Origin of the sequence: Aquimarina gracilis (assembly GCF_035285365.1) — a bacterium.
In the GTDB taxonomy this organism is placed as follows: Bacteria; Bacteroidota; Bacteroidia; order Flavobacteriales; family Flavobacteriaceae; genus Aquimarina; species Aquimarina gracilis.
Genome location: NZ_JAYKLX010000002.1, coordinates 538,614 through 560,586, shown reverse-complemented (window position 1 = coordinate 560,586; position 21,973 = coordinate 538,614). Strand labels below are relative to the sequence as shown.

Below are 21,973 nucleotides of genomic sequence, written 5' to 3'. Positions count from 1 at the left end.
GAAAACATAATTTTTTAGTTTTTTAGTTTTTTTTATTGATCCCGTATGTTGCAATACTATCATTATTACTTAGAACCAGGATATAGCTTTTTCCCTTGTGTGTAATAGATTTTAGGTTTTTTATTTCTTTATTGTAAAGCTCTAACCCCAGGTGCAGTGAGTTTTTGTAGCTCCAACCCTCTTTGTTATTCTCTCTTTGTATTAAAAAACCTAAATTGGAACTTAAGATTCCGTGATAAGTGTTCAGTCCATAAAAGTTACCTCCCATTAGAAGTTGTTCATAGCCTTTATCAAGAAAGTCATTTGCTAAAAAACAAGTTATAGGAGACATTTGAAAATCTAATGGTAACTTTTTGAACGCTATAAACTTACCATCTCTATTTTCTAAATAACCACTTTCTAGTGTTGTAACCTTATAGCTAGATACTTTGTTTGAAGTAAGGTTTTTAATGATGTTTTCTATTGATTGACCGGCATAACTGGCATAATTTCTATATACTTTGTTTATCAAAGGCATTTGAGAAGATAATTCGTCCTTAGAATTGAGGGGGTAATAGTGTCCTTCTTTTTTATAAGCTAAAAGGGTTTCCATTTTACCATTTTGATCAAAGTCTGAAAAATACATTAATAAGGGATCTTTTATCGAGGCATTGAATTTTGAGTTGAGCCCCCAGTTTCCTAAAACAATATCTTGGTCGCCATCATGATCGATATCGTATGCGGTTATCGATTGCCATAACCCAGATAACTCTTTTGGAAGTTGTATTTCATTTAATGTGCCGTTCGTATTAATATAAACTCTTGGTTGATCCCATTCTGTAGAGGCAAGTAAATCTTTAATGCCGTCATTGTTTATGTCTGCCCAACTTGCATTTGTGACCATTGATGTTAATTTGAAATTTTGGTCTTTCTCAAACTTACCTGAACCATTGTTTTTTAATATGAAAGAGTCTACTTGATATCCATAGGTTTTTGAGTCAGATCTATTTCCTATAAATATGTCGATATCGCCATCGTGGTCATAATCATAAGGTTTTACAACTGCGGTGTTATGATTGTTTTTTGGTATAGCATTACGTAGTCTTCTAAAATTTCCTTTACCATCATTTTCGTAAATTCGATCATTCTGAGATTCTTCATGTTTTTTTGATATGACTCCCGAGGCTACGTAGAGATCAAGATCCTTATCGTTATCAATATCAAAAAAGACAGCATCTACATCATCACTAATAGAGTCATTTTCTATTGCAAGGACTTTTTTTTCTTTGAATCCATCATTTGTGTTTATAAATATCTTTGACTTTTTAAGAGAGCCATTACCTATAAAAATGTCATCTTTACCATCATTGTTTATATCGCCAATAGCTACTGCAGGACCTTGTGTTGAAACTTTGTATGGAATAAGTTTATGAATATCGAAGTCGTTATAAGCGTCCTCTTTATGGCTATATTGAATTAGGTTTTCTTTTGTGAATATAGGCTCTTCGGTTTGATTGTTGTTAAAGTGGGAGGAGGGGGTGGTATATGTAATTTCGATATTTTTATTAGTACTGGTAGGTAGTATGGTTTGCCAAGTGTTGTCTGGCCAAACAATCTTTATCGAGTCAATACTCTGTTGTTTGGGTATTCCAAAGTGTACTTTTGTTGTAACTGAAGATATAAAGCCTCTTGAATTGAAAAGTTGCCTGCTTTGTATGTTTTTATTTGTATAAAGAAAGATTTTTGAACCAATACCATTTTTGTTTTTTCCTTTATATTTTAAGGAGATTGATATGCTTGAACTTTTTGTGGTCGTGTCTGATCGGTTTTCATAGATTGAACTACGATCATTTAAATTATTAATGATTAGATCTAAATCTCCATCCAAGTCTAAATCGGCATATGCCGCACCATTTGATAAAGTTGGTTCGCTACTAATCCACAACCCGGTCTGGTTCTCAAATGTCGAAGAGTTTCCTTTGAAAATCTGGTTAGGGACTTTGCCGCTTGGCATTACCTTAAGGGAATTAATCAACCAATCATTCTTTTTCTTATCTTTTGATTTGCTTTTAAAAGAATTGGATAAGTACCTCATGAAATCAAGATTGTTTGGTCTTTTGTCTATACCGTTTGTGATGAAGATATCTTGATATCCATCAGAATTAAAATCTGCAATTAAAGGAGCCCAGCTCCAGTCGGTAGCAGCAAGATCGTGATATAAGCCCGACTCAGTAAAATATGTTCCTTTATTGTTTATTTGTAACATATTTCTAGCATACTGTTTTTGGTACCCTTGCTTAATTAAAAAATCTTGGGTGTTATAGGATACATCTCCATCTGATTCTTTCAGGACCTTTTCGTTATAGGGTAGCATGTCTAAAGTGATAAGGTCCGGATATGTATCTCCATTAATATCCGCGACATCACTTCCCATAGAAAATCTACTGGTGTGGGAAAAGGCTTTAGACAACTCTTCTCTAAAAGTTCCGTCACCATTATTCACATAATAATAATCGTCTTCATGAAAATCATTACAAACATAGATATCATCCCAGCCGTCATTATTAAAATCTGCAATTGATGCGCTTAATCCGTATCCATTAGCGCCACCATATATATTAGCTTCTTTGCTTACGTCATTGAATTGCGAATTGTCATTTCTTAACAACAGGTCACCTACATAGTCAGCTCTTTTTTTTCTGATATATGAAGGGCCATGGGAGGTTTTGGTGTGTAATGCGTGATTTACAATGTATACATCTAAATCATCGTCTTTGTCGTAATCAAAAAAATAGGCCTGGGTAGCATAGCCTTCTATGTTTAATCCATACTTTTCGGATTCTTCAATGAAAGTTCCATCACCCTGATTAATGAACAGCTCATTGTGCCCCTTGAATCCAAGGATCTTAGTCACGGCACAAACATAAATATCTAAATATCCATCTCCGTTTATATCTATCATAGTAACGCCAGTATTCCAGTCTGAATTACCAGATGTCCCTGAAGACGTTGTAATGTCTTTAAAAGTAAGATCACCGTTATTTAAATAAAGTTTGTTTTCTCCTCTATTTGAAACTAGATAAATATCTGGAAGATGGTCATTGTTAATATCTCCTACAGCAACACCACCTCCGTTATAATAATAAAGGTAGTTTACGATATTATACTCAGCATCTTCAGTCAGTACATTTTTGAAATCTACTCCAGTTGATTCTGGATCTAGTTTTTTAAATAAGAAATCTTTCTCTTTTGTTTTTTCATTAGAACAACTAAAAAGTAACAGAGCTACAAGAAATTTTAGGATATTTTTCATGTCGTAAATGTAAAAAAGAGGTTATGTATACACAACCTCTTTTTTTAATCTATAAACTGATTTAAATGTTCTATTGTAATGAAGATGGAATTGAGTTGAAGTCCGATTCAAATGCAGGTACGGGCCAATACTCAAGGTATCCATAATTAATAGTCGCATTTGTGTTAAGATTACCATTTTGATCTAACACACGAGCGCCTGTTCTTGATCCAGATGCTACGCCATAACGACGGGCATCATAGAAAGCTACCGCTCTGAACAATAAGGCTAAGCGACGTTCTTTTCTTATTTCTTCTAGAGCTTGGTCTTGGCTTAGGCCAGTTCCTACCGTGGCGGGTAATTCAGACTCTTGTAATGATCTTACTGCGTCAAGATGTGCTAATCCACCTTCGATATCATTGGTTCTTACTTTTGCTTCAGCCAAGAATAATTGATTTTCTTCATAACTTCCGGCATAATACATTTTAATTTCTAGGTCATTATTAGAAACAATTCCGGAGTTTACTTGCCAGAAGTACGATGCACCATATTGTATCCCTCTACCTCTTTGGTTAGGGAATGGGAAACCTTGATCAGGATCCTGGATAAAGTAATCATCAAATCTTGCGTCTCCTGGATTTATATCCTGGATTAAACGATCACTTGGGAAATACCAAAAACCTAACACTTGTGAAGGCAGCCATCCATTGGCAATGAAAGATGATTCAGATTGCATGATAAAAGCACCATCATTTGAAGAAACACCATTGTTTCCTAAGGTTATAACCTGGGCCCAATCGGCAGCTGTCATGTCAGTAACTTTGGTATTGTACACTAGATTTCTAATTCGAAGCGTGTTAATGTTTTCCATTAATTCAGTTATATCTACCTTTTCTGTTAAATAAGATATATGAAAGCTGGAAAAACGACTGTTAAAAGCTGCGTTATCGGTAACATTATTCAGAAGCGTTTCTAATTGATTTAAGAAATTATTTGATCTGTTAATAAGTTCTGTGTTAGATACAAACTGAGTACTAGGAATAGAAGTTGGGTTAGAAATTAATCCGCTTTCATTAACAACCCCTTGTTCGTAAATTGATCCTAGTCTACTATGAGCATATGCACGCCACCATAATGACCATGCAAGGAATGCGTCTCTAGTAGCATCATCTGCAGGAAGATCTGCGAGAGCTTCTTCAATAGTGTTACACTGAACAATAATACTGTACATATCTCTCCATTCATATTGTATAGCATTATCGCTTCCCGCATCACGAGTATTTCTGATTGCTATTTCACCAGGCTGCGGTCCACCAGCAGGAGGTGTTACTTCTGTACCATCGTCTAAAGTGACAGATTGAGTTTGGTTTACCCATCTACCTCCAAAATTACCCCATGGCATTGTCAATACGTCTCCCATAGTTTCGTGATATCCATAAGTAAACCATAACATTGGGCTTTCTTTTTCAGGCCCAACACTTTCAAAAACATCTTCTGAAGATAAGAAGTCGTAAACGCCTCTTGAAAAGGTAGTTAGTCCATCAACATTCCCTAAGGAGGCTATTACAGGTAAGTTATTATCTACTGGATCTATTTCGGTATCCAGAATGTTATCTTGACATCCTGTGATAAATGATAGCATAATTATGTATGCTATTGGTTTAAATAAACTTTTCATAGTTTCTTTTTTTTAGAATGTGAGATTTAATCCAAAATTGTAACTTTTTACATTTGGATGTGTGAATTCATCAAATCCTCTTTGAAAGGTATTTCCGAAGCCTCTAGCTGCTTCGGGATCAAGCCCTTTGTAATCGGTAATAGTAAGAAGGTTTCTTCCTGATATAGTAAGGTCTATATTGTCAAAGAATCCTGCTTTAATAAGTTTATTGGCTCTTAATCGAAGGCTAACATCTCGAAGTCTTACAAAAGACCCGTCTTCTACAAACTCTGACGTAGGAACATTTGTATTATAAAGAGAAGTATAGTAAGCAACAAAAGCACCAGTTTGTACAGCTCCAGTAGGATCTTCTATAGAAATAGGGGCAGCCGTGTCGTTATGTAGTCCATTGTTGTACAGCCATTGTCTTGCTCTATTATAAACATCTAACCCTTGGAACCAATCAATTTGAAATGAAATTCCTACGATATCATTAAACAATGAAACGTCATTAAGGAAAGTTAAAACAAAGTCCGGTTGAGTACTACCTGCAACGACTTTATCCGGCCCTATAGCAACTCGACCTGTGTTTTTATTTACAACATAGCCAGAGCTTGCTACTGTAAAATTATCAACATCGGCCTCTGCAATAATTCTATTTCCGCTATTGTCTAATTGATCTAAACTAGTGAGTACTGGGAAAACAGAAAATGTTCCTATTTCTTGTCCTTCTTGTAAAACGAAGTTGTCATTAACTACTACAGGTAGTCCATTTTCTATTCTGTCTAATATAGCTGTTGATTTAGTAAAGCGAACTCCAAAATTCCAATTAATTTTATCAGATCGATACATATTAAGGTCTATAGAGGCTTCAATACCATCACTGCTTATATCATAAGAATTATTGAAAACAGCAGAACCTCCGGTACTTGATGGTATCCCTAAATCAAAAATTGCTCCTTCAGTTTTTCTGTCGAAATAGTTCACCGAACCATCTAATCTGCTGAACCAATTTCCGGATGATGGTGAAAAGGTATAGTCAATACCAATTTCTGTCTCTTGGGATGTTTCAACTTCAAGATCTGGATTAGATACAGTAGAAGGGATGCTAGATAAAGTTTCACTACCAACAGTGGTTAAGGCAAAAGTAAATAGGTTTTGACTGAATAAAGGTTGAATTCCAGCTTCACCATAAGCAGCTCTAAGTTTTAATGTATTTACCATGTCAGATTCGAATAGCTCTGCAATATTGAAATATGCATCTGCTCTTGGAAAGGTAAAGTCTAAGCCATTTCCGAATCTGTTAGAGAAATCTCTTCTAAAACCACCTGAGAAACCAAACAAGGATTCGTAATCAAACTTTTGGTTGATCAAGAAACCATAAGTTCTAAATGGAGATTCAAAGAAACCGTTGAAGGTCTTTACCGCTGCTTGGTTTATGTTAAAAGAACCAAATGGTCCGGCAGGAAGGTTGGTTCCTGTAACAGAAGTTTGTCTTAATTCCTGATCTCTCCAATCAAAGTTAAAAGTGGTAGTTGATGTCACAGGGATATTTAGACCTAAATCTTCTTGAAAATCTAATGTTAAATTTGCAGAAATTAGCAAATTCTGAAAGTATTCCTGAGTATCTACCTGATTTATTATTCCTGGTATATTAGTTGGGATCGAGCCAGATTGTAGGTGACTGGATTGATTCTCCTGGAAAAATGAGAAATTTTGAGTATAGGTATCGTATCCGTATTTAATATTTAGTGATAAGACTTTAAATGGGTTATACACTAAATCAAAATTTGCCAAATAACGAGTAATATCGTCTTGTCTTGTTTGGATTTCTCTAAAAAAGAAAGGGTTTATAGAGTTCGGATCTGTAGCATCTGGTGAAACGGTTAAGTCACCATCAGAATTTCTATTAAAGAAATCTACATGTGGTAAATTTTGAAAAACGTTATTAATTAAGTTGCTCGCATTTGCATTATCGGTATTTGTTCCGGTATCGTTGGTGCTGTTTATTACATCAAATCTTGTATTGATTTTAATTTTTTTACCTAAATCGAATCCTAAGCTCAATCGTGCATCATACTTTATGTATTTACCTACTACCAAAACACTTTCTTGTTCTGATCTATTACCTGAAACTAGATAGCTTATGTTTTCTGAACCTCCTGAAACAGAAACGCCAGTAGTCGTATTAAATGCCTCCTTAAATAAAATATCAGTTGCTAAGAAAGTATTTTCGGCAAAAGGAGTGTCGTTAATTCCTTCTGCTCCCAAATTCGTGCCGTTTACGTCTCTTTCATTTGGATCTACAGCCAAGTATTGAGCATTGCTATTGAGATCTGTAACAGGTGTTCCATTAAGGTCGACCAAGAAACCATTAGCGTTGGTAGAATAGTGGTGTAAAGTTGCTCTATTTGCGTCATCATTGGTAATAGCAGAAGCAATACTTACATTTGTTCTAACTGATACTTTTGGGGCTCCAGCCTTTCCTTTTTTAGTAATTATATTAATAACCCCGTTAGCTCCTTGAGCTCCATATATTGTTCCTGCCGCCGCACCAGATATAGTTTCGACTCTTTCAACATTTGTAAAATCGATATCGGCTAGACGTGAACTCTGATTGGAAGCACCACCTATACTTGTTTGAGAAGTGGAAACCTGAACTCCATCAATTAATATCATTGGCTGCGAAGAGTTCAAACTGTTGATAGCTCTAAGAACTATGTTTTGCTGTTGGCCGGGCTGCCCTGTTGTGGATTGAATAATAGTACCAGCAATCTTTCCTTGTAAGGCTTGATCGATTGCCTGTGCTCCCTGAACTTGTAAATCTTCAGATTTAACCGAGTTTACAGCAACACCAAGTTTACGCTTACTGGTGCCAGATGCAACCCCTGTTACTACTACTTCTTCAAGTACTGCAGCATCTTCTTGCATTTTTACGTTTATTTGGTTACCGCTTCCAACGGAAACTTCTTGGGTAGCAAAACCAAGATAACTAAAAGTAAGTACGCCGCCTTGATTCACATTGATAGAGTAATTTCCATCAAAATCAGACTGTGTTCCACTGTTTGTTCCCTTAATAAAGATGTTTACCCCCGGTAATGGCGTTCCGCCATTATCTGTTACAGTACCTGTAACTGTTTTTTCTTGTGCATAGGAAAAATGCACCACTAATGCTAGGAATAGCATCAGCAACCCTCGAATTGATGTTTTCATTATGTTTTATAATTTTAGAATTAGCCTACTCAAAAGTCTGTAAAACATTTAAATAATACAACTTAAACGTAAATTTTTTGTTAATTAACCTTATTTTTTTAAAGTATATCCAATCTTTTAGTATAAGTTTTTGTAAGGCTATGATATTGTTGGTTTTTTGCGTAACATGTTGAAATACAATGTGGTTTTGGTCAAGGGAGTAATGGTTTTTATTAAGACATTTTTTTGTTTTGTTGATGTTGGAAAAAAATAATTCAGTCATACCGAATCATACTTTTTTTGACACTCTTGTTTAGTAATTAGTCAAATGTGTTTAACAAACTAGAAGTGAGGATATATAAAAAAGGCTTCCAATTTACATGGAAGCCTTTTTATTCATCGTAAAATGAGTTGTTATCTGGTTAAAAGAGTAGGCCAGACTTTACCATTGGGTCTAGTTAATATTACAGTACCTCTATCTCCCGCAGAATTACCAAATTCAATTGTTATGTCAGATCCTGAAGTTTCTGTAATAGTATAAGTATATGTGAATTCTTCTTCTTTGTCAGATCCTTCTTCAACCGTTTCTATGGTGCCCTCGGCAACAAGTTCAATACAATCCCAAGTGATTTTTATTTCGTCAAATGTGATTTCCTTAAATATACCGTTGTAGCAACTATCAAATTGACCAAAGCTTATATCGGTCGTAGTATACTCTCCCGGGGTATCGGTTTCTTCCCAGGTAACTTGGCCAGTGAGGGTAGAAGGGCAGTTACTTCTTCCTCCTGGTGCCGATATTAATTCTGTGATTTGATAGGTATACGTATCGGCAAGAGATTCGGTTATTGCACATTTTACTGTTGTTCTGTATGTATAAGGTGAAGAGAAGTATGAGCCTCCAGATACATTTCCGTTAGCATCGTCAACAGAAAATGTTCTACCATCTGTAAGCTTAAGAATAAAACGCAATTCAAAATCATCACTCCCTTGGATTAAAGATTCATTTACCCCTGTAAATGATACTAATTCCGCTGCAGTAAAAGTAATCACAGATGTTGGAACACCTCTTTCTCCTGTTTGAAAATCAGAAGCTGTAAGTGTGCGTATTAATCCTTCTTCTGTGGATAGGTCATCATCTTTATCGTCAATCTTTCCATCATTATTTGTGTCGACTCTGGTGTTTTCGATAAATCTGGTATAAATTTCAACTTCGCTTAATAGTCCTCCATTCTGATTATCTTGTTCTTCTAATGTAAGTGTATAGTTTGCATCGTTGTCAAATTGCATGGTAAGATCATTATAGACCATGTTGTTGTCAATGTCTATTGTTCTTAATACTCCCCCGCTGGTAAAGGTGTCTAGAATAACATCTACCGTTTTGTCATCACTATCGCATCCTAGTGTAATGGCGGCGAGAAGTATTAAATTAAAATATTTGATTATTTCTTTCATTTTTCTGTATTTTTTTGTTCTAATCATCTAAGCATATCTCAGTGTTAAAAAATCAGTTAGAAACTGGAAAAGCTGGAGAATCTGGATTGTTGTCCCAGAAAACTTTTTGAACTACATCTGGTTTTGGATCGACAGATGAGTTATTTGTGGTTAAATCTGCAGGATACGGGAAGGATCTTATAAAATCACCCGTAGCTGGATAAGGTTCAATATTGGGTTGAAGAGTAGTTGGATAACCAGTTCTTCGATAAAAATTGTAAGCGTCAATGCCGTTTCCAAACAAAGCGACCCAATATTGCTCTGATATTACATTCCATTTATCTTCCATAGTAACAGCGTTGTTGAAGTTTGTAGCGATGTCACTTATGAAAGATTGAATAGCAGTATTGTCGGGCTCAAAAGACAAATTGGCTGAGTTGTCTAATATTCCAAAAGTTCTAACTTTATCTATTGATTTTGTAATACCATTTTGAAGAGCTATGAGAGCTGCACCATCATTCATTTCTTCCATAGCAACTTCGGCGATCATGAAGTCTACCCATGAAGACAATAATATTGGGGTAATTCCTGCCCCTTGACCACCATCACCTTGTGAAGTGCCTTCAAAACTACTATCGTCAAAACGACCACCAGCAGGATAAACTCCAAAATTAGTACGTAAAAACCCATCTGGCGGAATACCGTCGTCATCTCCGTGATCACGTCCCCAATATCCATTATTTAAAAAGCAAAAGGTAAAACCGCCATCTATATAATGCTGTGGGGGACTTTCTAGTGAGCAACTTAGTGTTTCTTCATTCGGAGCTGTTTCGGCCCCGGGAACAACATTGGTTTGTCTATAATAATAATATCTTATTCTTGGGTCGTCAGAATTGGACATCAGATTCATAAGCCAATTAGACATATATTCGTCTGCGCCATCACCTTCATAATTGTTTGCATATCTGGGATGACGGTTATCTGGCTGAATCTCATTTGTTCCCCAGGAAAATTGAAAATCATCGCTCATATTCTGAATATAATTCCCATTGTTTACAATTTCATTAAAATTGTTAAGGGCTTCAGGGTTGACAAGTCTTTCTTGAAGATAAATTTTCATTTTTATAGTATTGGCAGCTTGTATCCATTTTTCCCAATCACCTCTATAATAAAAATCATTTATTGGTTCGGTATCTGAGTCTTTTTGGAAATTGGCAATCGCATTATCCAAAAGGTTTAGTGCGGCATCATAGATTATGGCTCCATCATCCACTCCCGGATTGAGATTTGTGCTACCTTGAAGTGCTTCGGTATAAGGAACATCACCAAAGAAATCTACTAGTGTTACTATAATGTAGGCTTCGATTACTTGGGCTATAGCTAAATGTTGGTATAACTCGTTTTCTGCTGCTATAGGTTCAAGTGCCCGTGCATCAGCTAAAATTCCATTGAAAGTTTGGTTATGACCATTTTGATCGGTAAAAGGAACTCCTGTTGATTGATAGGATCCGCTCCATAAGTCATTAAAATCAGAAGGTGAATAAACATTTTCATAATCTCTTCCGTTCATGTTGTCAATACGAGTAACTTGTCCGCCAATTGCTCCGAAACGTTCAATAACTTTTCCAAAATCTATTTGAATGGAGTTGAGAAACAGGTCTGCATCAGATTGGTCGCGATCTAATTGATTTGGATTTTCAGTTAAATCTAATTCTGTAGTCTCGCAGGCAGTAAATAACAATCCCAAAATTAGGATTGAAACTACCGATATATAATGTGATAATAATTTCATTGTGTTCGTGTTTTTTGATTAGAAAGAAGCTTTAATACTCATACCATATCTTCTGGAACTTGGTCCGTTTAAGAAGTCAAATCCTCGTCCATTACCAACACCAAGTCCAGCTACATTAGGGTCAAAGTTTGTGCCGTCGGGTATATTAAAAGCATCGAACCATAAATTGTAACCTGTTACATTTAAACTAACGGCGCCAAATGGTGTTTTGTCAAGAAATTTAGAAGGTAATGAGTATCCTAATGATAATTCTTGTAATCTTAATACTGTACCGTCAAAAACTCCAAGTTCGTCTGGTCCAAATAGTACATTTGAAAAATAAAATGTGGAGTTATTAATTTGAATGTTATTTGGTGATCCATCATCTCTTACGCCAGGAAGTATAAATGTGTTCTCTCTATCTACAGTATCAGTAGTTAATCCTCTTCCTAATAATGTAGAGACTGTTCTTGAATAAATATCTCCTCCTTTAACAAAGGTGAAAAGGAAACTGAGGTTGAAATTCTTATAAGAAAAAGAATTGGATACATTTAATAGGTAATCCGGGTTTGGATCGCCGATAACAAACGTACCTTCTTCTTCTCTATAGTTTCCAGCGTCGTTTACAACAAAGTTTCCATTATCGTCACGCTGGATGCGGCTACCTACAATCACTCCCAGGGGCTCACCTTCAATAGCGGCATTCCCTAAGTTTGAAAATCCAGAATATACAATGATGTCTGTATCAGCTCCTAAATCTTCAACTACTGTTTCATTGGTAGTGAAGTTAATGTTTGTGTTCCATAAAAATCCATTATCACCAGGGGATCTTAGGATGTCAACACCTAGGTCGATTTCCAAACCATCACTTTGTATTTCTCCAATATTTTCACTTCTAATAGTCGCCGAAGTAGCCGGATCCAAGGGGCGATCAATAATTAGATCTTTGGTAATACGGTTGTAGTATGAAGCCGTTAAGTTAATTCTGTTTTGAAAAAAACGAGATTCAATTCCAAATTCTATTTCATTCAACCTTTCAGGTTTTAGATTTGGATTTCCGTCTCGTGGTGGAATAGAATTCGTTACGATATCTGTCCCTCCGTCTTGAAAGTTTTGTGTGTCTAAATCAAGTGTTACGGCAATAGGGAATCCGGTCGGGAAATTAGCAGAAGTACCGTATCCAGCTCGTAATTTAAGATAGTTGATTCCGTTGTCTGATTTAATTCCTGCAAATGCTGTTGTTGGTAAAAATGAGATACTGGCACTAGGGTAAAAAATTGAACGGTTTGCTGTGCTTAAATTGGATACCCAATCATTTCTTCCGGCAAGTGTTACATATAGCATTCTTTTATAATCAAAATCTGCTTGTCCATAAAGTCCAACAATGTTTCTTTCTTGTTTGAATTCGATTTCATTCTGATTAAGGAAATTCACATGCCGAAATACATCAAATCGGACTTGATCGCTACTGGCAACACCATTTCGTTCAAAAATTTCTCTTCGACTTGTAGCTCCAAGGTTAAAAGTCATTCCTATTTCATCACTTAAATTAAAATCACCATTAAGAATGAAGTTGTGATCGAAAATAGTATTGATATTTGTCCAAGTCTGATAGATACCACTTCGCAAAGCCGCATCATCACTTACACCACCTCGATTTTGTTGATTTATATTAGATTCAGTATAGTTGTCAAGGCCGAAGCGATAAACTAAATTTAGGTTTTCTGAAAGATCATATTGAAGCGTTCCGTTTCCAAATACCCGATTGGTTGTTTGTCTGTTTTGGGCATTGGCAACTGTCCATAATGGATGTTGTATACTGTTATTTTGACGGTAATAAACACTACGGCCATCAACAGGACTCTGAAAAGGTAGTCCTAAAAGATCGACACTTCGTGGGGTGAAAAATAATTCTCCAAAAACTGAAGACCCTGTTCCAAAAGCTCCATTACCATTACTGGCTGCCACGGGAGGAGTCCTAAAGTCTGTTTTTGAATAATTCAGTGTATTCGAAATGGTTATTTTATTTGAGAGTGTTGCTCTTCCACCAAATCCAAGGGTGTTTCTTCGTAATTTGTTTCCAGGGGTAAATCCTTGATCTTCAAGATAACTATAGTTTGCATTGTAGCTCAAAGTATTGTCTGCTGTAGTACCTCGAAAATTGATTGCAGTATTCGATACTGTACCGGTTTCGAAAAAATTATCTACACTATCATAGGGTCTCCAATCGTATCGTACTCCTGCAAATTGTGGGAAATCTGCGGGAATCCCAGTCGCAGCAGCAGCCGTACTATAAGGATGGGCGAGTGTACCGTCTTCGTTAAATCCTCTGTTTGGATCTTCATTTATTCCATTCCCCCAACCAGCAACGCCCTCTCTTTCAAAACTGGGTCCCCAATTACTAAAGAACCATCCAAAAGCTTGGTCAAATCCATTACCATATTGATTTTGGTAATCTGGCAATGAGGCAATTTCATTAAAGAAAAATGAAGAGGTGATTGTTACCTCATTTTTCTTTACAGCATTACCCGCAGAACCATTTTTTGTTGTGATAAGAATTACACCATTTCTACCAGCAGTTCCATAAAGTGTAGCTGCGGCTAACCCTTTTAGTACATTGACACTTTCTATGCTATTAGGATCAAGGTCAAGAAATCTACTTGATCCAGAATTTCCGTCTACAAAGTCGTTTTGGCTATTTCCATCGTTAGAGCCTTGTGAGTTGGTGTCACTACTAAAAGGTACTCCATCCACAATAAACAAAGGTTGGTTACTTCCACTAAAAGAACTTAGCCCTCTAATTACAATGTTAGTTCCAGACCCGGATAAACCATTTTGTTGAGTTATGTTTACCCCAGAGGCTTTACCAAATAATACCCTTCCGATATCGCCCTCTGCTCTTTGTTCTAGTTGTTCATCTTTTACTTCGGCAACAGCATACCCAAGGGCTTGCTTTTCTCTTTTAATACCTTGAGCAGTTACAATTACTTCTTCAAGCTGTGCTGCTGATGCTTCTAATTGTACGTCGATGTTGTTAGTTGCTCCAACAGTTATCTCTTTGTTTGAGAAACCCAAATAGCTAAAAACAAGAATACTTCCTTCAGAAGTTTCTAAGGAGTATACGCCATCAAAATCTGATTGTGTTCCTGTGTTCGTTCCTTTTATGACGATATTTACTCCAGGTAATGGAGACCCTTTGTCATCTGTTACTTTACCAGTTATGGTTTTGTCTTGTGCATAAGAATAATGCACAGCTAATGCTATGAGAAGCATTAGAGTTTGCTTCATTGTTACATTCATTGATTTGTGTGTTTATTTAAATTAGTTATTTCAAAATTGATAATAAAATGATACTTTAAGGCTATTTTTTTGAATTTTTTAACTTTTATTAACTATTATGTTTGTTAATTTATAATAATTTGACAGTAATCTTCATTTTTAGTTAATTTTATTAAATATGTGTAATGGTACGGGTTTGCTAGCGGTCTTCTAGGGTAATTGTTTTTGTTTTTCGAGGTTAATCTATCTGTTTTGTTTCGGCCATAATTTATCGGTGTAAGTCATTCTTTTTAACCATAATTTGATTCGTAATTTTACGCTAGATTTTCTACCTCTTGCCGCTCTTCATTGGTTAATTGATTTTAAATGATAGTTCTCTTATTTTTAAAATAGTTTTTGATATTAAAGTTTTATTAATATTTTCTTTTGGTAAATAAAAATCCGTTTAGAGAAAAAATCAAAAAAAATGTACTGAAGGTTATATAAAATGGGATGAATCATAAAATATTAGGGACAAAAGAACGTACCTATTTATGACGCCGGGGTGAAACAAGCCTGTTATCTTGAAAAGAAATTTTAAGAATTCATTTTTTATCCCTGAAAAAGCCTTTTAAAGTAGAAGTGTTCAGGCTTGTTTTTTGGTTCTAGAATTGTATGATTTTTAATCTATTTGAAAATTAATCTCTTAGGATTTGATTTGCTGAAAAATATTTCTACCTTTGCAGCCCTTTAAAAAGGGATATTTAAAAAAAAATTAATATATAGTGTAAAGCAAATTATGCCAACAATTTCACAATTAGTACGAAAAGGTAGAGCCAAAATAACTAAGAAGAGTAAATCGGCTGCTTTGGATTCGTGCCCGCAACGACGCGGTGTATGTACTCGTGTATACACTACTACTCCTAAAAAACCAAACTCGGCTATGAGAAAAGTAGCTCGTGTTAGGTTGACTAATGGAAAAGAAGTGAATGCATACATCGGTGGTGAAGGTCACAATCTCCAGGAGCACTCGATAGTATTAGTTAGAGGTGGAAGGGTAAAAGATTTACCGGGAGTTAGATATCACATTGTTCGTGGAGCTTTAGACACCGCTGGTGTTGAAGGTAGGACACAACGTAGGTCTAAATACGGTGCAAAACGCCCTAAGAAGTAATCAAAAAACTTTAAGAAGAAGACATGAGAAAAAGAAAGGCTAAAAAAAGACCGATTTTACCAGATCCACGTTTTAACGATCAATTAGTGACTCGTTTTGTAAACATGATGATGTGGGATGGAAAAAAATCAGTTGCTTTCAAAATTTTCTATGATGCGATTGATATCGTAGATGAAAAGAAACAAAATGACGAAAAAACCGCGTTAGAAATGTGGAAAGATGCATTATCTAATGTGATGCCTCACGTAGAAGTGAGAAGTCGTCGTGTTGGTGGAGCTACATTTCAAATTCCAAATCCAATCAGACCAGACCGTAAAATATCTACTGCTATGAAGTGGTTGATTCAGTTTGCGCGTAAAAGAAATGAGAAATCTATGGCTCAAAAACTTGCTGCAGAAATTATTGCTGCAGAAAAAGAAGAAGGAGCTGCTGTTAAGAAAAGAGTAGATACTCATAAAATGGCTGAAGCAAATAAAGCATTCTCTCACTTTAGATTTTAATCAATAACAGAAATGGCTAGAGATTTAAAATATACTAGAAATATAGGAATTGCTGCGCATATCGACGCAGGAAAGACAACGACTACCGAGCGTATACTTTATTATACAGGGGTAAGTCATAAAATAGGTGAGGTGCACGATGGTGCGGCTACCATGGACTGGATGGAGCAAGAGCAAGAGCGTGGTATTACCATTACTTCTGCTGCTACAACTTGTACTTGGAACTTCCCTACAGAAAATGGAAAGCCAACAGCAGATGCCAAAGGATATCACTTCAATATTATTGATACTCCGGGTCACGTTGACTTTACAGTAGAGGTAAACCGTTCTTTACGTGTGTTAGATGGTTTGGTTTTCTTGTTTAGTGCTGTTGATGGCGTTGAGCCACAATCAGAAACTAACTGGAGACTTGCTGATAATTACAAAGTTCCTAGAATGGGATTTGTAAACAAAATGGACCGCCAAGGGTCTAACTTCTTAGCGGTTTGTAACCAAGTGAAGGAAATGTTAGGTTCTAATGCTGTTCCTATTGTATTAAATATAGGTGATGAAGCAGATTTTAAAGGTATCGTTGATCTTGTAAAAAACCGTGCTATTGTATGGCATGATGAAACTCAAGGAGCAACTTTTGATGTCATTGATATTCCTGAAGAACTTAAAGAAGAAGCAAAAGAATTACGTGGTAAACTTATCGAAGAGGTTGCAGCGTATGATGAGAATCTTCTTGAAAAATATATGGAAGATGAAGATTCTATTACAGAAGATGAAGTGCATGCTGCGCTTAGAGCTGCTGTAATGGATATGTCTATTATTCCTATGGTTTGTGGATCGGCATTCAAAAATAAAGGAGTACAGTTCTTATTAGATGCTGTATGTCGTTATTTGCCTTCTCCAACAGATAAAGATGCAATTGTAGGTACAGATCCTAATACTGATGAAGAGATTTCTCGTAAACCAGATGTTAAGGAGCCTTTTTCTGCATTAGCATTTAAAATTGCTACTGACCCATTCGTTGGTCGTTTGGCATTCTTTAGAGCGTATTCTGGAAGATTGGATGCAGGTTCTTATGTGTTAAACAATCGTTCTGGAAAGAAAGAGCGTATTTCACGTATTTACCAAATGCATTCAAATAAGCAAAATGCAATCGAATATATAGAAGCTGGAGATATTGGTGCAGCAGTAGGTTTTAAAGATATTAAAACAGGTGATACGTTATCTGATGAAAAAAATCCTATAGTTCTAGAATCAATGGATTTCCCAGATCCGGTAATTGGTATTTCTGTAGAACCAAAAACTAAAGCTGACGTAGATAAGTTAGGTATGGCTTTGGCAAAGCTTGCTGAAGAAGACCCTACATTTACTGTAAGAACTGATGAAGCTTCAGGACAGACTATTATTTCTGGAATGGGTGAGCTTCACTTGGATATTATTGTTGATCGTTTAAAGCGTGAATTCAAAGTAGACGTAAATCAAGGTCAGCCTCAAGTGGAGTACAAAGAAGCTATTACAGCACGTGCAGAGCACAGAGAGGTGTACAAGAAACAGTCTGGTGGTCGGGGTAAATTCGCAGATATTGTATTTACAATGGAGCCTGCTGAAGAAGGTAAACAAGGTCTTGAGTTTGTTTCTGAAATTAAAGGTGGTAACGTGCCAAAAGAATTTATCCCTTCTGTTGAGAAAGGATTTAAGATGGCAATGAAAAATGGACCTTTAGCCGGGTATGAAATGGATTCTATGAAGGTTACACTTACCGATGGTTCGTATCATGATGTGGATTCTGACCAGTTATCATTCGAATTGGCTGCAAAACTAGGTTACAAAGCTGCTGCAAAAGCTGCAAGAGCTGTGATCATGGAGCCTATGATGAAATTGGAGGTAATTACTCCAGAAGAAAACATGGGTGACGTTGTAGGAGATTTGAATAGAAGAAGAGGTCAGGTAAATGATATGGGTGATCGTTCGGGATCTAAAGTTGTTAAAGCGGTTGTTCCATTATCTGAGATGTTTGGTTACGTAACTTCATTAAGAACGCTTACTTCAGGTAGAGCTAGTTACACAATGGAATTTTCTCACTACGCAGAAACACCTACAAATATTTCAGAAGAAGTAATCGCGGCAGCAAAAGGAGTTAACGCTTAATTATTACAGAAATGAGTCAAAAAATTAGAATAAAACTAAAATCTTACGATCATAATTTGGTGGATAAGTCTGCCGAGAAAATCGTAAAGACGGTAAAGAGTACAGGAGCTGTAGTAACTGGGCCAATTCCTTTGCCAACACATAAAAAGATTTTTACAGTGCTTCGTTCTCCGCACGTAAACAAAAAATCCAGAGAGCAGTTTCAATTAAGTTCTTACAAAAGACTTTTGGATATCTATAGCTCTTCTTCAAAAACGATTGATGCGTTGATGAAGCTTGAATTACCAAGTGGAGTTGAAGTGGAGATCAAAGTTTGATAAAACTTTTGTAGGCGTTAGTCTACTATAAAATGTCTCGAGCTGCGTGCGAGAGAAAAACGGCAAAAATACATTTCAGGGTTGAAAGTATTTTGACCCTGTTTTTTTGCGAATCAATACAGTGAAAGGTTAAAAAGAGATTTTTAATTAATAAATAAGAGTAATTAATAAATAATTTAAATATGTCTGGGTTAATAGGAAAAAAGATCGGCATGACCAGCATTTTCGACGAGAATGGAAAAAATATTCCATGTACCGTAATCGAAGCTGGACCATGTGTGGTTACCCAAGTCAGAACCAAAGATGTTGATGGTTATGAAGCTATTCAATTAGGTTTCGATGACAAAGCAGACAAAAATGCTACTAAAGCGGCTTTAGGTCACTTTAAAAAAGCAGGAACTGTTGCTAAACGTAAAGTTGTCGAATTCAAAGGTTTTGATGAGGAGTACAAATTAGGTGATACGGTAACAGTAGAGCACTTTGTAGAAGGAGAATTTGTTGATGTGTCAGCAACTTCTAAAGGTAAAGGTTTTCAAGGGGTAGTAAAAAGACACAACTTTGGTGGTGTTGGACAAGCAACTCATGGGCAACATAACCGTTTAAGAGCTCCTGGTTCTATAGGTGCGGCATCTTATCCTGCAAGAGTATTCAAAGGAATGAAGATGGCAGGAAGAATGGGTGGAGACCAAATTAAAGTTCAAAACTTAAGAGTGTTAAAAGTAGTTCCTGAAAAGAATTTACTTGTGGTTAAAGGATGTGTTCCTGGGCACAAAAACGCTTATGTAACTATTCAGAAGTAATGAAAGTAGCGGTAATTGATATTAACGGAAAAGAAACAGGAAGAAAGGCAGACCTTTCTGACGCTGTTTTTGGTATAGAGCCAAATAATCATGCTGTTTATCTTGATGTGAAGCAGTATTTGGCTAATCAACGCCAAGGTACTCACAAAGCAAAGGAAAGAGCAGAGATTGCTGGTAGTACAAGAAAGATAAAGAAACAAAAAGGGACAGGTACTGCCAGAGCTGGTAGCATTAAGTCTCCTGTGTTTAAAGGAGGAGGTAGAATTTTTGGCCCAAGACCAAGAAATTACTCTTTTAAATTGAATAAGAACTTAAAGAGATTAGCACGTAAATCTGCGTTAAGTATTAAAGCAAATGACAAGGCAATAACAGTTGTTGAAGACTTTTCTTTTGATACTCCAAAAACAAAGAATTTTACTGCTGTTTTGAAGTCTTTAGGGCTTGAAAATAAAAAATCTTTGTTTGTGTTGGCTGAGTCAAATAAAAATGTATATTTGTCGTCACGCAATTTGAAAGGTTCAGAAGTTATAACTGCTTCAGAATTAAGTACTTACAAGATACTTAATGCGAGTAATGTTGTGCTTTTGGAAGGTTCTTTGAAAGGAATTGAAACGAATTTAAGTAAATAGAAGCCATGAGTATCTTAATAAAACCTATTATTACGGAAAAGGCTACTAATGATAGTGAGGTATACAACCGCTATGGTTTTGTAGTAGATAAAAAAGCGAATAAGGTAGAGATTAAAAAAGCAGTAGAGGCTGCTTATGGTGTTTCTGTTACTAAAGTTCGCACAATAAATGTTCGTCCGGATCGTAAGGTTCGTTATACCAAAACTGGTATGATCACTGGTAAAACAAGTGCTTATAAAAAAGCAATTGTACAGGTGGCGGAAGGTGAAGTAATTGATTTATATAGTAATCTTTAAGACTAGAAAATGTCAGTAAGAAAATTAAAGCCAATTACCCCAGGTCAGCGTTTTAGAGTAGTAAATGGATTTGACGCAATTACTACTGATAAGCCGGAGAAAAGTTTATTAGCTCCGAAAAAAAGAACTGGAGGTAGAAACAGTCAAGGAAAAATGACTATGCGCTACAAAGGTGGTGGTCATAAAAGAAGGTATCGTATTATTGATTTTAAACGTGATAAGCAGGGAGTTCCTGCTACCGTTGCAACAATCGAATATGATCCAAACAGAACTGCATTCATTGCACTTGTAAATTACCAAGATGGTGAAAAGCGTTATGTAATCGCTCAAAATGGTTTACAAGTTGGTCAAAACATCGTTTCAGGTAACAATGTAGCTCCAGAAATTGGAAATGCAATGCCTTTGAGCGATATTCCTTTAGGTACAATCATTTCTTGTATAGAATTACGTCCGGGTCAAGGTGCTGTAATGGCGCGTAGTGCTGGATCATTTGCTCAGCTTATGGCTAGAGACGGTAAATTTGCTACTGTGAAATTACCTTCTGGCGAAGTGAGAATGATCTTGGTTAACTGTATGGCTACTATTGGTGCTGTATCAAACAGTGATCATCAGTTGATCGTTGGTGGTAAAGCGGGTAGAACAAGATGGCTGGGTCGTCGTCCACGTACAAGACCAGTAGCGATGAACCCTGTTGATCATCCAATGGGTGGTGGTGAAGGACGTTCTTCTGGAGGTCACCCACGTTCTAGAAAAGGTCTTCCTGCAAAAGGATATAGAACCCGTTCTAAGACGAAAGCGAGTAATAAGTATATTGTAGAACGTAGAAAGAAATAATAAGATATGGCACGTTCATTAAAAAAAGGACCTTACGTTCACTATAAGTTAGAGAAAAAAGTAGCTGCAAATGTAGAGGCTAATAAAAAGTCTGTTATCAAGACTTGGTCAAGAGCATCTATGATCACTCCTGACTTTGTAGGGCAAACAATAGCAGTTCATAATGGTCGCCAATTTGTTCCTGTGTATGTTACAGAGAATATGGTAGGTCATAAATTAGGAGAATTTTCGCCAACACGTTCATTTAGAGGACACGCTGGTGCTAAAAATAAAGGTAAAAAATAATTTAAGTCATGGGAGTTCGTAAAAGAGAAATGGCAGAAAGAATTAAGGAAGAGAAAAAGCAAGTTGCTTTTGCTAAACTTAATAACTGCCCGACATCACCTCGCAAAATGCGTTTGGTAGCGGATTTGATTCGTGGTGAAAAAATTGAAAAGGCGCTTCATATTCTTAGATTTAGCCAAAAGGAAGCAGCACGTCGCTTAGAGAAGTTGTTGATTTCTGCAATAGCAAACTGGCAGGCGAAAAATGAAGACGCTAGCATCGAAGATGCAGATCTTTTTGTAAAAGAGATTCGTGTAGACGGAGGAAGTATGTTAAAAAGACTTCGTCCTGCTCCACAGGGTCGCGCGCACAGAATAAGAAAACGCTCAAACCACGTAACTATCGTGTTGGGAGCTAACAATAATACACAAAGCTAATTA

16 protein-coding genes are annotated in these 21,973 nt (G+C 36.3%); 10 read left to right on the top strand and 6 right to left on the bottom strand.

The genetic code is table 11. The annotated features are described in order from the left end of the window. Positions 1-22 precede the first annotated feature (22 nt). The 6 genes from U6A24_RS05430 to U6A24_RS05405 form a co-directional block, all read right to left on the bottom strand. The gene (locus tag U6A24_RS05430; protein ID WP_324178915.1) at positions 23-3,292 is read right to left on the bottom strand and encodes a VCBS repeat-containing protein; all 3,270 of its coding nucleotides are present in this window, start codon (positions 3,290-3,292) and stop codon (positions 23-25) included. Between the two features lie 70 nt (positions 3,293-3,362). After that, complete coding sequence (locus U6A24_RS05425; protein ID WP_324178914.1) at positions 3,363-4,949, bottom strand: RagB/SusD family nutrient uptake outer membrane protein; 1,587 nt, start codon at positions 4,947-4,949, stop codon at positions 3,363-3,365. Positions 4,950-4,961: 12 nt separating this feature from the next. Continuing rightward, positions 4,962-8,141, bottom strand: coding sequence for a SusC/RagA family TonB-linked outer membrane protein (locus tag U6A24_RS05420; protein WP_324178913.1), 3,180 nt, complete (start codon positions 8,139-8,141; stop codon positions 4,962-4,964). A 393-nt stretch (positions 8,142-8,534) separates the two neighbouring features. Continuing rightward, on the bottom strand, positions 8,535-9,572 hold the full coding sequence (locus U6A24_RS05415; protein WP_324178912.1) for a hypothetical protein: 1,038 nt from the start codon (positions 9,570-9,572) through the stop codon (positions 8,535-8,537). 52 nt (positions 9,573-9,624) lie between these two features. Further along, positions 9,625-11,343 carry a SusD/RagB family nutrient-binding outer membrane lipoprotein gene (locus tag U6A24_RS05410; RefSeq protein WP_324178911.1) on the bottom strand — a complete coding sequence of 573 codons (1,719 nt, stop codon included), beginning with the start codon at positions 11,341-11,343 and terminating at the stop codon, positions 9,625-9,627. An 18-nt stretch (positions 11,344-11,361) separates the two neighbouring features. After that, complete coding sequence (locus U6A24_RS05405) at positions 11,362-14,622, bottom strand: SusC/RagA family TonB-linked outer membrane protein (RefSeq protein WP_324178910.1); 3,261 nt, start codon at positions 14,620-14,622, stop codon at positions 11,362-11,364. Positions 14,623-15,379: 757 nt separating this feature from the next. Between U6A24_RS05405 and rpsL the strand changes: the two genes are divergently transcribed. From rpsL to rplV, 10 genes are all read left to right on the top strand, one after another. After that, on the top strand, positions 15,380-15,754 hold the full coding sequence (rpsL, locus tag U6A24_RS05400; protein ID WP_024770883.1) for a 30S ribosomal protein S12: 375 nt from the start codon (positions 15,380-15,382) through the stop codon (positions 15,752-15,754). A gap of 23 nt (positions 15,755-15,777) precedes the next feature. After that, a complete protein-coding gene (rpsG, locus tag U6A24_RS05395; RefSeq protein WP_324178909.1) occupies positions 15,778-16,254 on the top strand; it encodes a 30S ribosomal protein S7 in 477 nt (158 codons plus the stop codon). A 12-nt stretch (positions 16,255-16,266) separates the two neighbouring features. Continuing rightward, positions 16,267-18,393 carry an elongation factor G gene (gene fusA, locus U6A24_RS05390; RefSeq protein ID WP_324178908.1) on the top strand — a complete coding sequence of 709 codons (2,127 nt, stop codon included), beginning with the start codon at positions 16,267-16,269 and terminating at the stop codon, positions 18,391-18,393. An 11-nt stretch (positions 18,394-18,404) separates the two neighbouring features. Next, positions 18,405-18,710: a 30S ribosomal protein S10 gene (rpsJ, locus tag U6A24_RS05385; protein WP_010181931.1), complete on the top strand. Its 306-nt coding sequence runs from the start codon at positions 18,405-18,407 to the stop codon at positions 18,708-18,710. A gap of 182 nt (positions 18,711-18,892) precedes the next feature. Continuing rightward, a complete protein-coding gene (rplC, locus tag U6A24_RS05380) occupies positions 18,893-19,510 on the top strand; it encodes a 50S ribosomal protein L3 (protein ID WP_324178907.1) in 618 nt (205 codons plus the stop codon). After that, a complete protein-coding gene (rplD, locus tag U6A24_RS05375) occupies positions 19,510-20,139 on the top strand; it encodes a 50S ribosomal protein L4 (protein WP_324178906.1) in 630 nt (209 codons plus the stop codon). The genes rplC and rplD overlap by 1 nt, the downstream gene beginning before the upstream one ends. 5 nt (positions 20,140-20,144) lie before the next feature. Beyond that, on the top strand, positions 20,145-20,435 hold the full coding sequence (rplW, locus tag U6A24_RS05370) for a 50S ribosomal protein L23 (protein WP_324178905.1): 291 nt from the start codon (positions 20,145-20,147) through the stop codon (positions 20,433-20,435). Between the two features lie 9 nt (positions 20,436-20,444). Then, positions 20,445-21,269: a 50S ribosomal protein L2 gene (gene rplB / locus U6A24_RS05365; RefSeq protein WP_324178904.1), complete on the top strand. Its 825-nt coding sequence runs from the start codon at positions 20,445-20,447 to the stop codon at positions 21,267-21,269. 6 nt (positions 21,270-21,275) lie between these two features. Next, positions 21,276-21,554 (top strand): 30S ribosomal protein S19, encoded by a 279-nt coding sequence (gene rpsS, locus U6A24_RS05360; protein WP_019386271.1) that lies wholly within the window; start codon positions 21,276-21,278, stop codon positions 21,552-21,554. Positions 21,555-21,562: 8 nt separating this feature from the next. Beyond that, complete coding sequence (gene rplV, locus U6A24_RS05355) at positions 21,563-21,970, top strand: 50S ribosomal protein L22 (RefSeq protein ID WP_324178903.1); 408 nt, start codon at positions 21,563-21,565, stop codon at positions 21,968-21,970. Positions 21,971-21,973: the final 3 nt, after the last annotated feature.

Coding starts and splice junctions, on each gene's coding strand:
- U6A24_RS05430 (WP_324178915.1), bottom strand. CDS start 3,292: ATGAAAAATATCCTAAAATTTCTTGTAGCTCTGTTACTTTTTAGTTGT.
- U6A24_RS05425 (WP_324178914.1), bottom strand. CDS start 4,949: ATGAAAAGTTTATTTAAACCAATAGCATACATAATTATGCTATCATTT.
- U6A24_RS05420 (WP_324178913.1), bottom strand. CDS start 8,141: ATGAAAACATCAATTCGAGGGTTGCTGATGCTATTCCTAGCATTAGTG.
- U6A24_RS05415 (WP_324178912.1), bottom strand. CDS start 9,572: ATGAAAGAAATAATCAAATATTTTAATTTAATACTTCTCGCCGCCATT.
- U6A24_RS05410 (WP_324178911.1), bottom strand. CDS start 11,343: ATGAAATTATTATCACATTATATATCGGTAGTTTCAATCCTAATTTTG.
- U6A24_RS05405 (WP_324178910.1), bottom strand. CDS start 14,622: ATGAATGTAACAATGAAGCAAACTCTAATGCTTCTCATAGCATTAGCT.
- rpsL (WP_024770883.1), top strand. CDS start 15,380: ATGCCAACAATTTCACAATTAGTACGAAAAGGTAGAGCCAAAATAACT.
- rpsG (WP_324178909.1), top strand. CDS start 15,778: ATGAGAAAAAGAAAGGCTAAAAAAAGACCGATTTTACCAGATCCACGT.
- fusA (WP_324178908.1), top strand. CDS start 16,267: ATGGCTAGAGATTTAAAATATACTAGAAATATAGGAATTGCTGCGCAT.
- rpsJ (WP_010181931.1), top strand. CDS start 18,405: ATGAGTCAAAAAATTAGAATAAAACTAAAATCTTACGATCATAATTTG.
- rplC (WP_324178907.1), top strand. CDS start 18,893: ATGTCTGGGTTAATAGGAAAAAAGATCGGCATGACCAGCATTTTCGAC.
- rplD (WP_324178906.1), top strand. CDS start 19,510: ATGAAAGTAGCGGTAATTGATATTAACGGAAAAGAAACAGGAAGAAAG.
- rplW (WP_324178905.1), top strand. CDS start 20,145: ATGAGTATCTTAATAAAACCTATTATTACGGAAAAGGCTACTAATGAT.
- rplB (WP_324178904.1), top strand. CDS start 20,445: ATGTCAGTAAGAAAATTAAAGCCAATTACCCCAGGTCAGCGTTTTAGA.
- rpsS (WP_019386271.1), top strand. CDS start 21,276: ATGGCACGTTCATTAAAAAAAGGACCTTACGTTCACTATAAGTTAGAG.
- rplV (WP_324178903.1), top strand. CDS start 21,563: ATGGGAGTTCGTAAAAGAGAAATGGCAGAAAGAATTAAGGAAGAGAAA.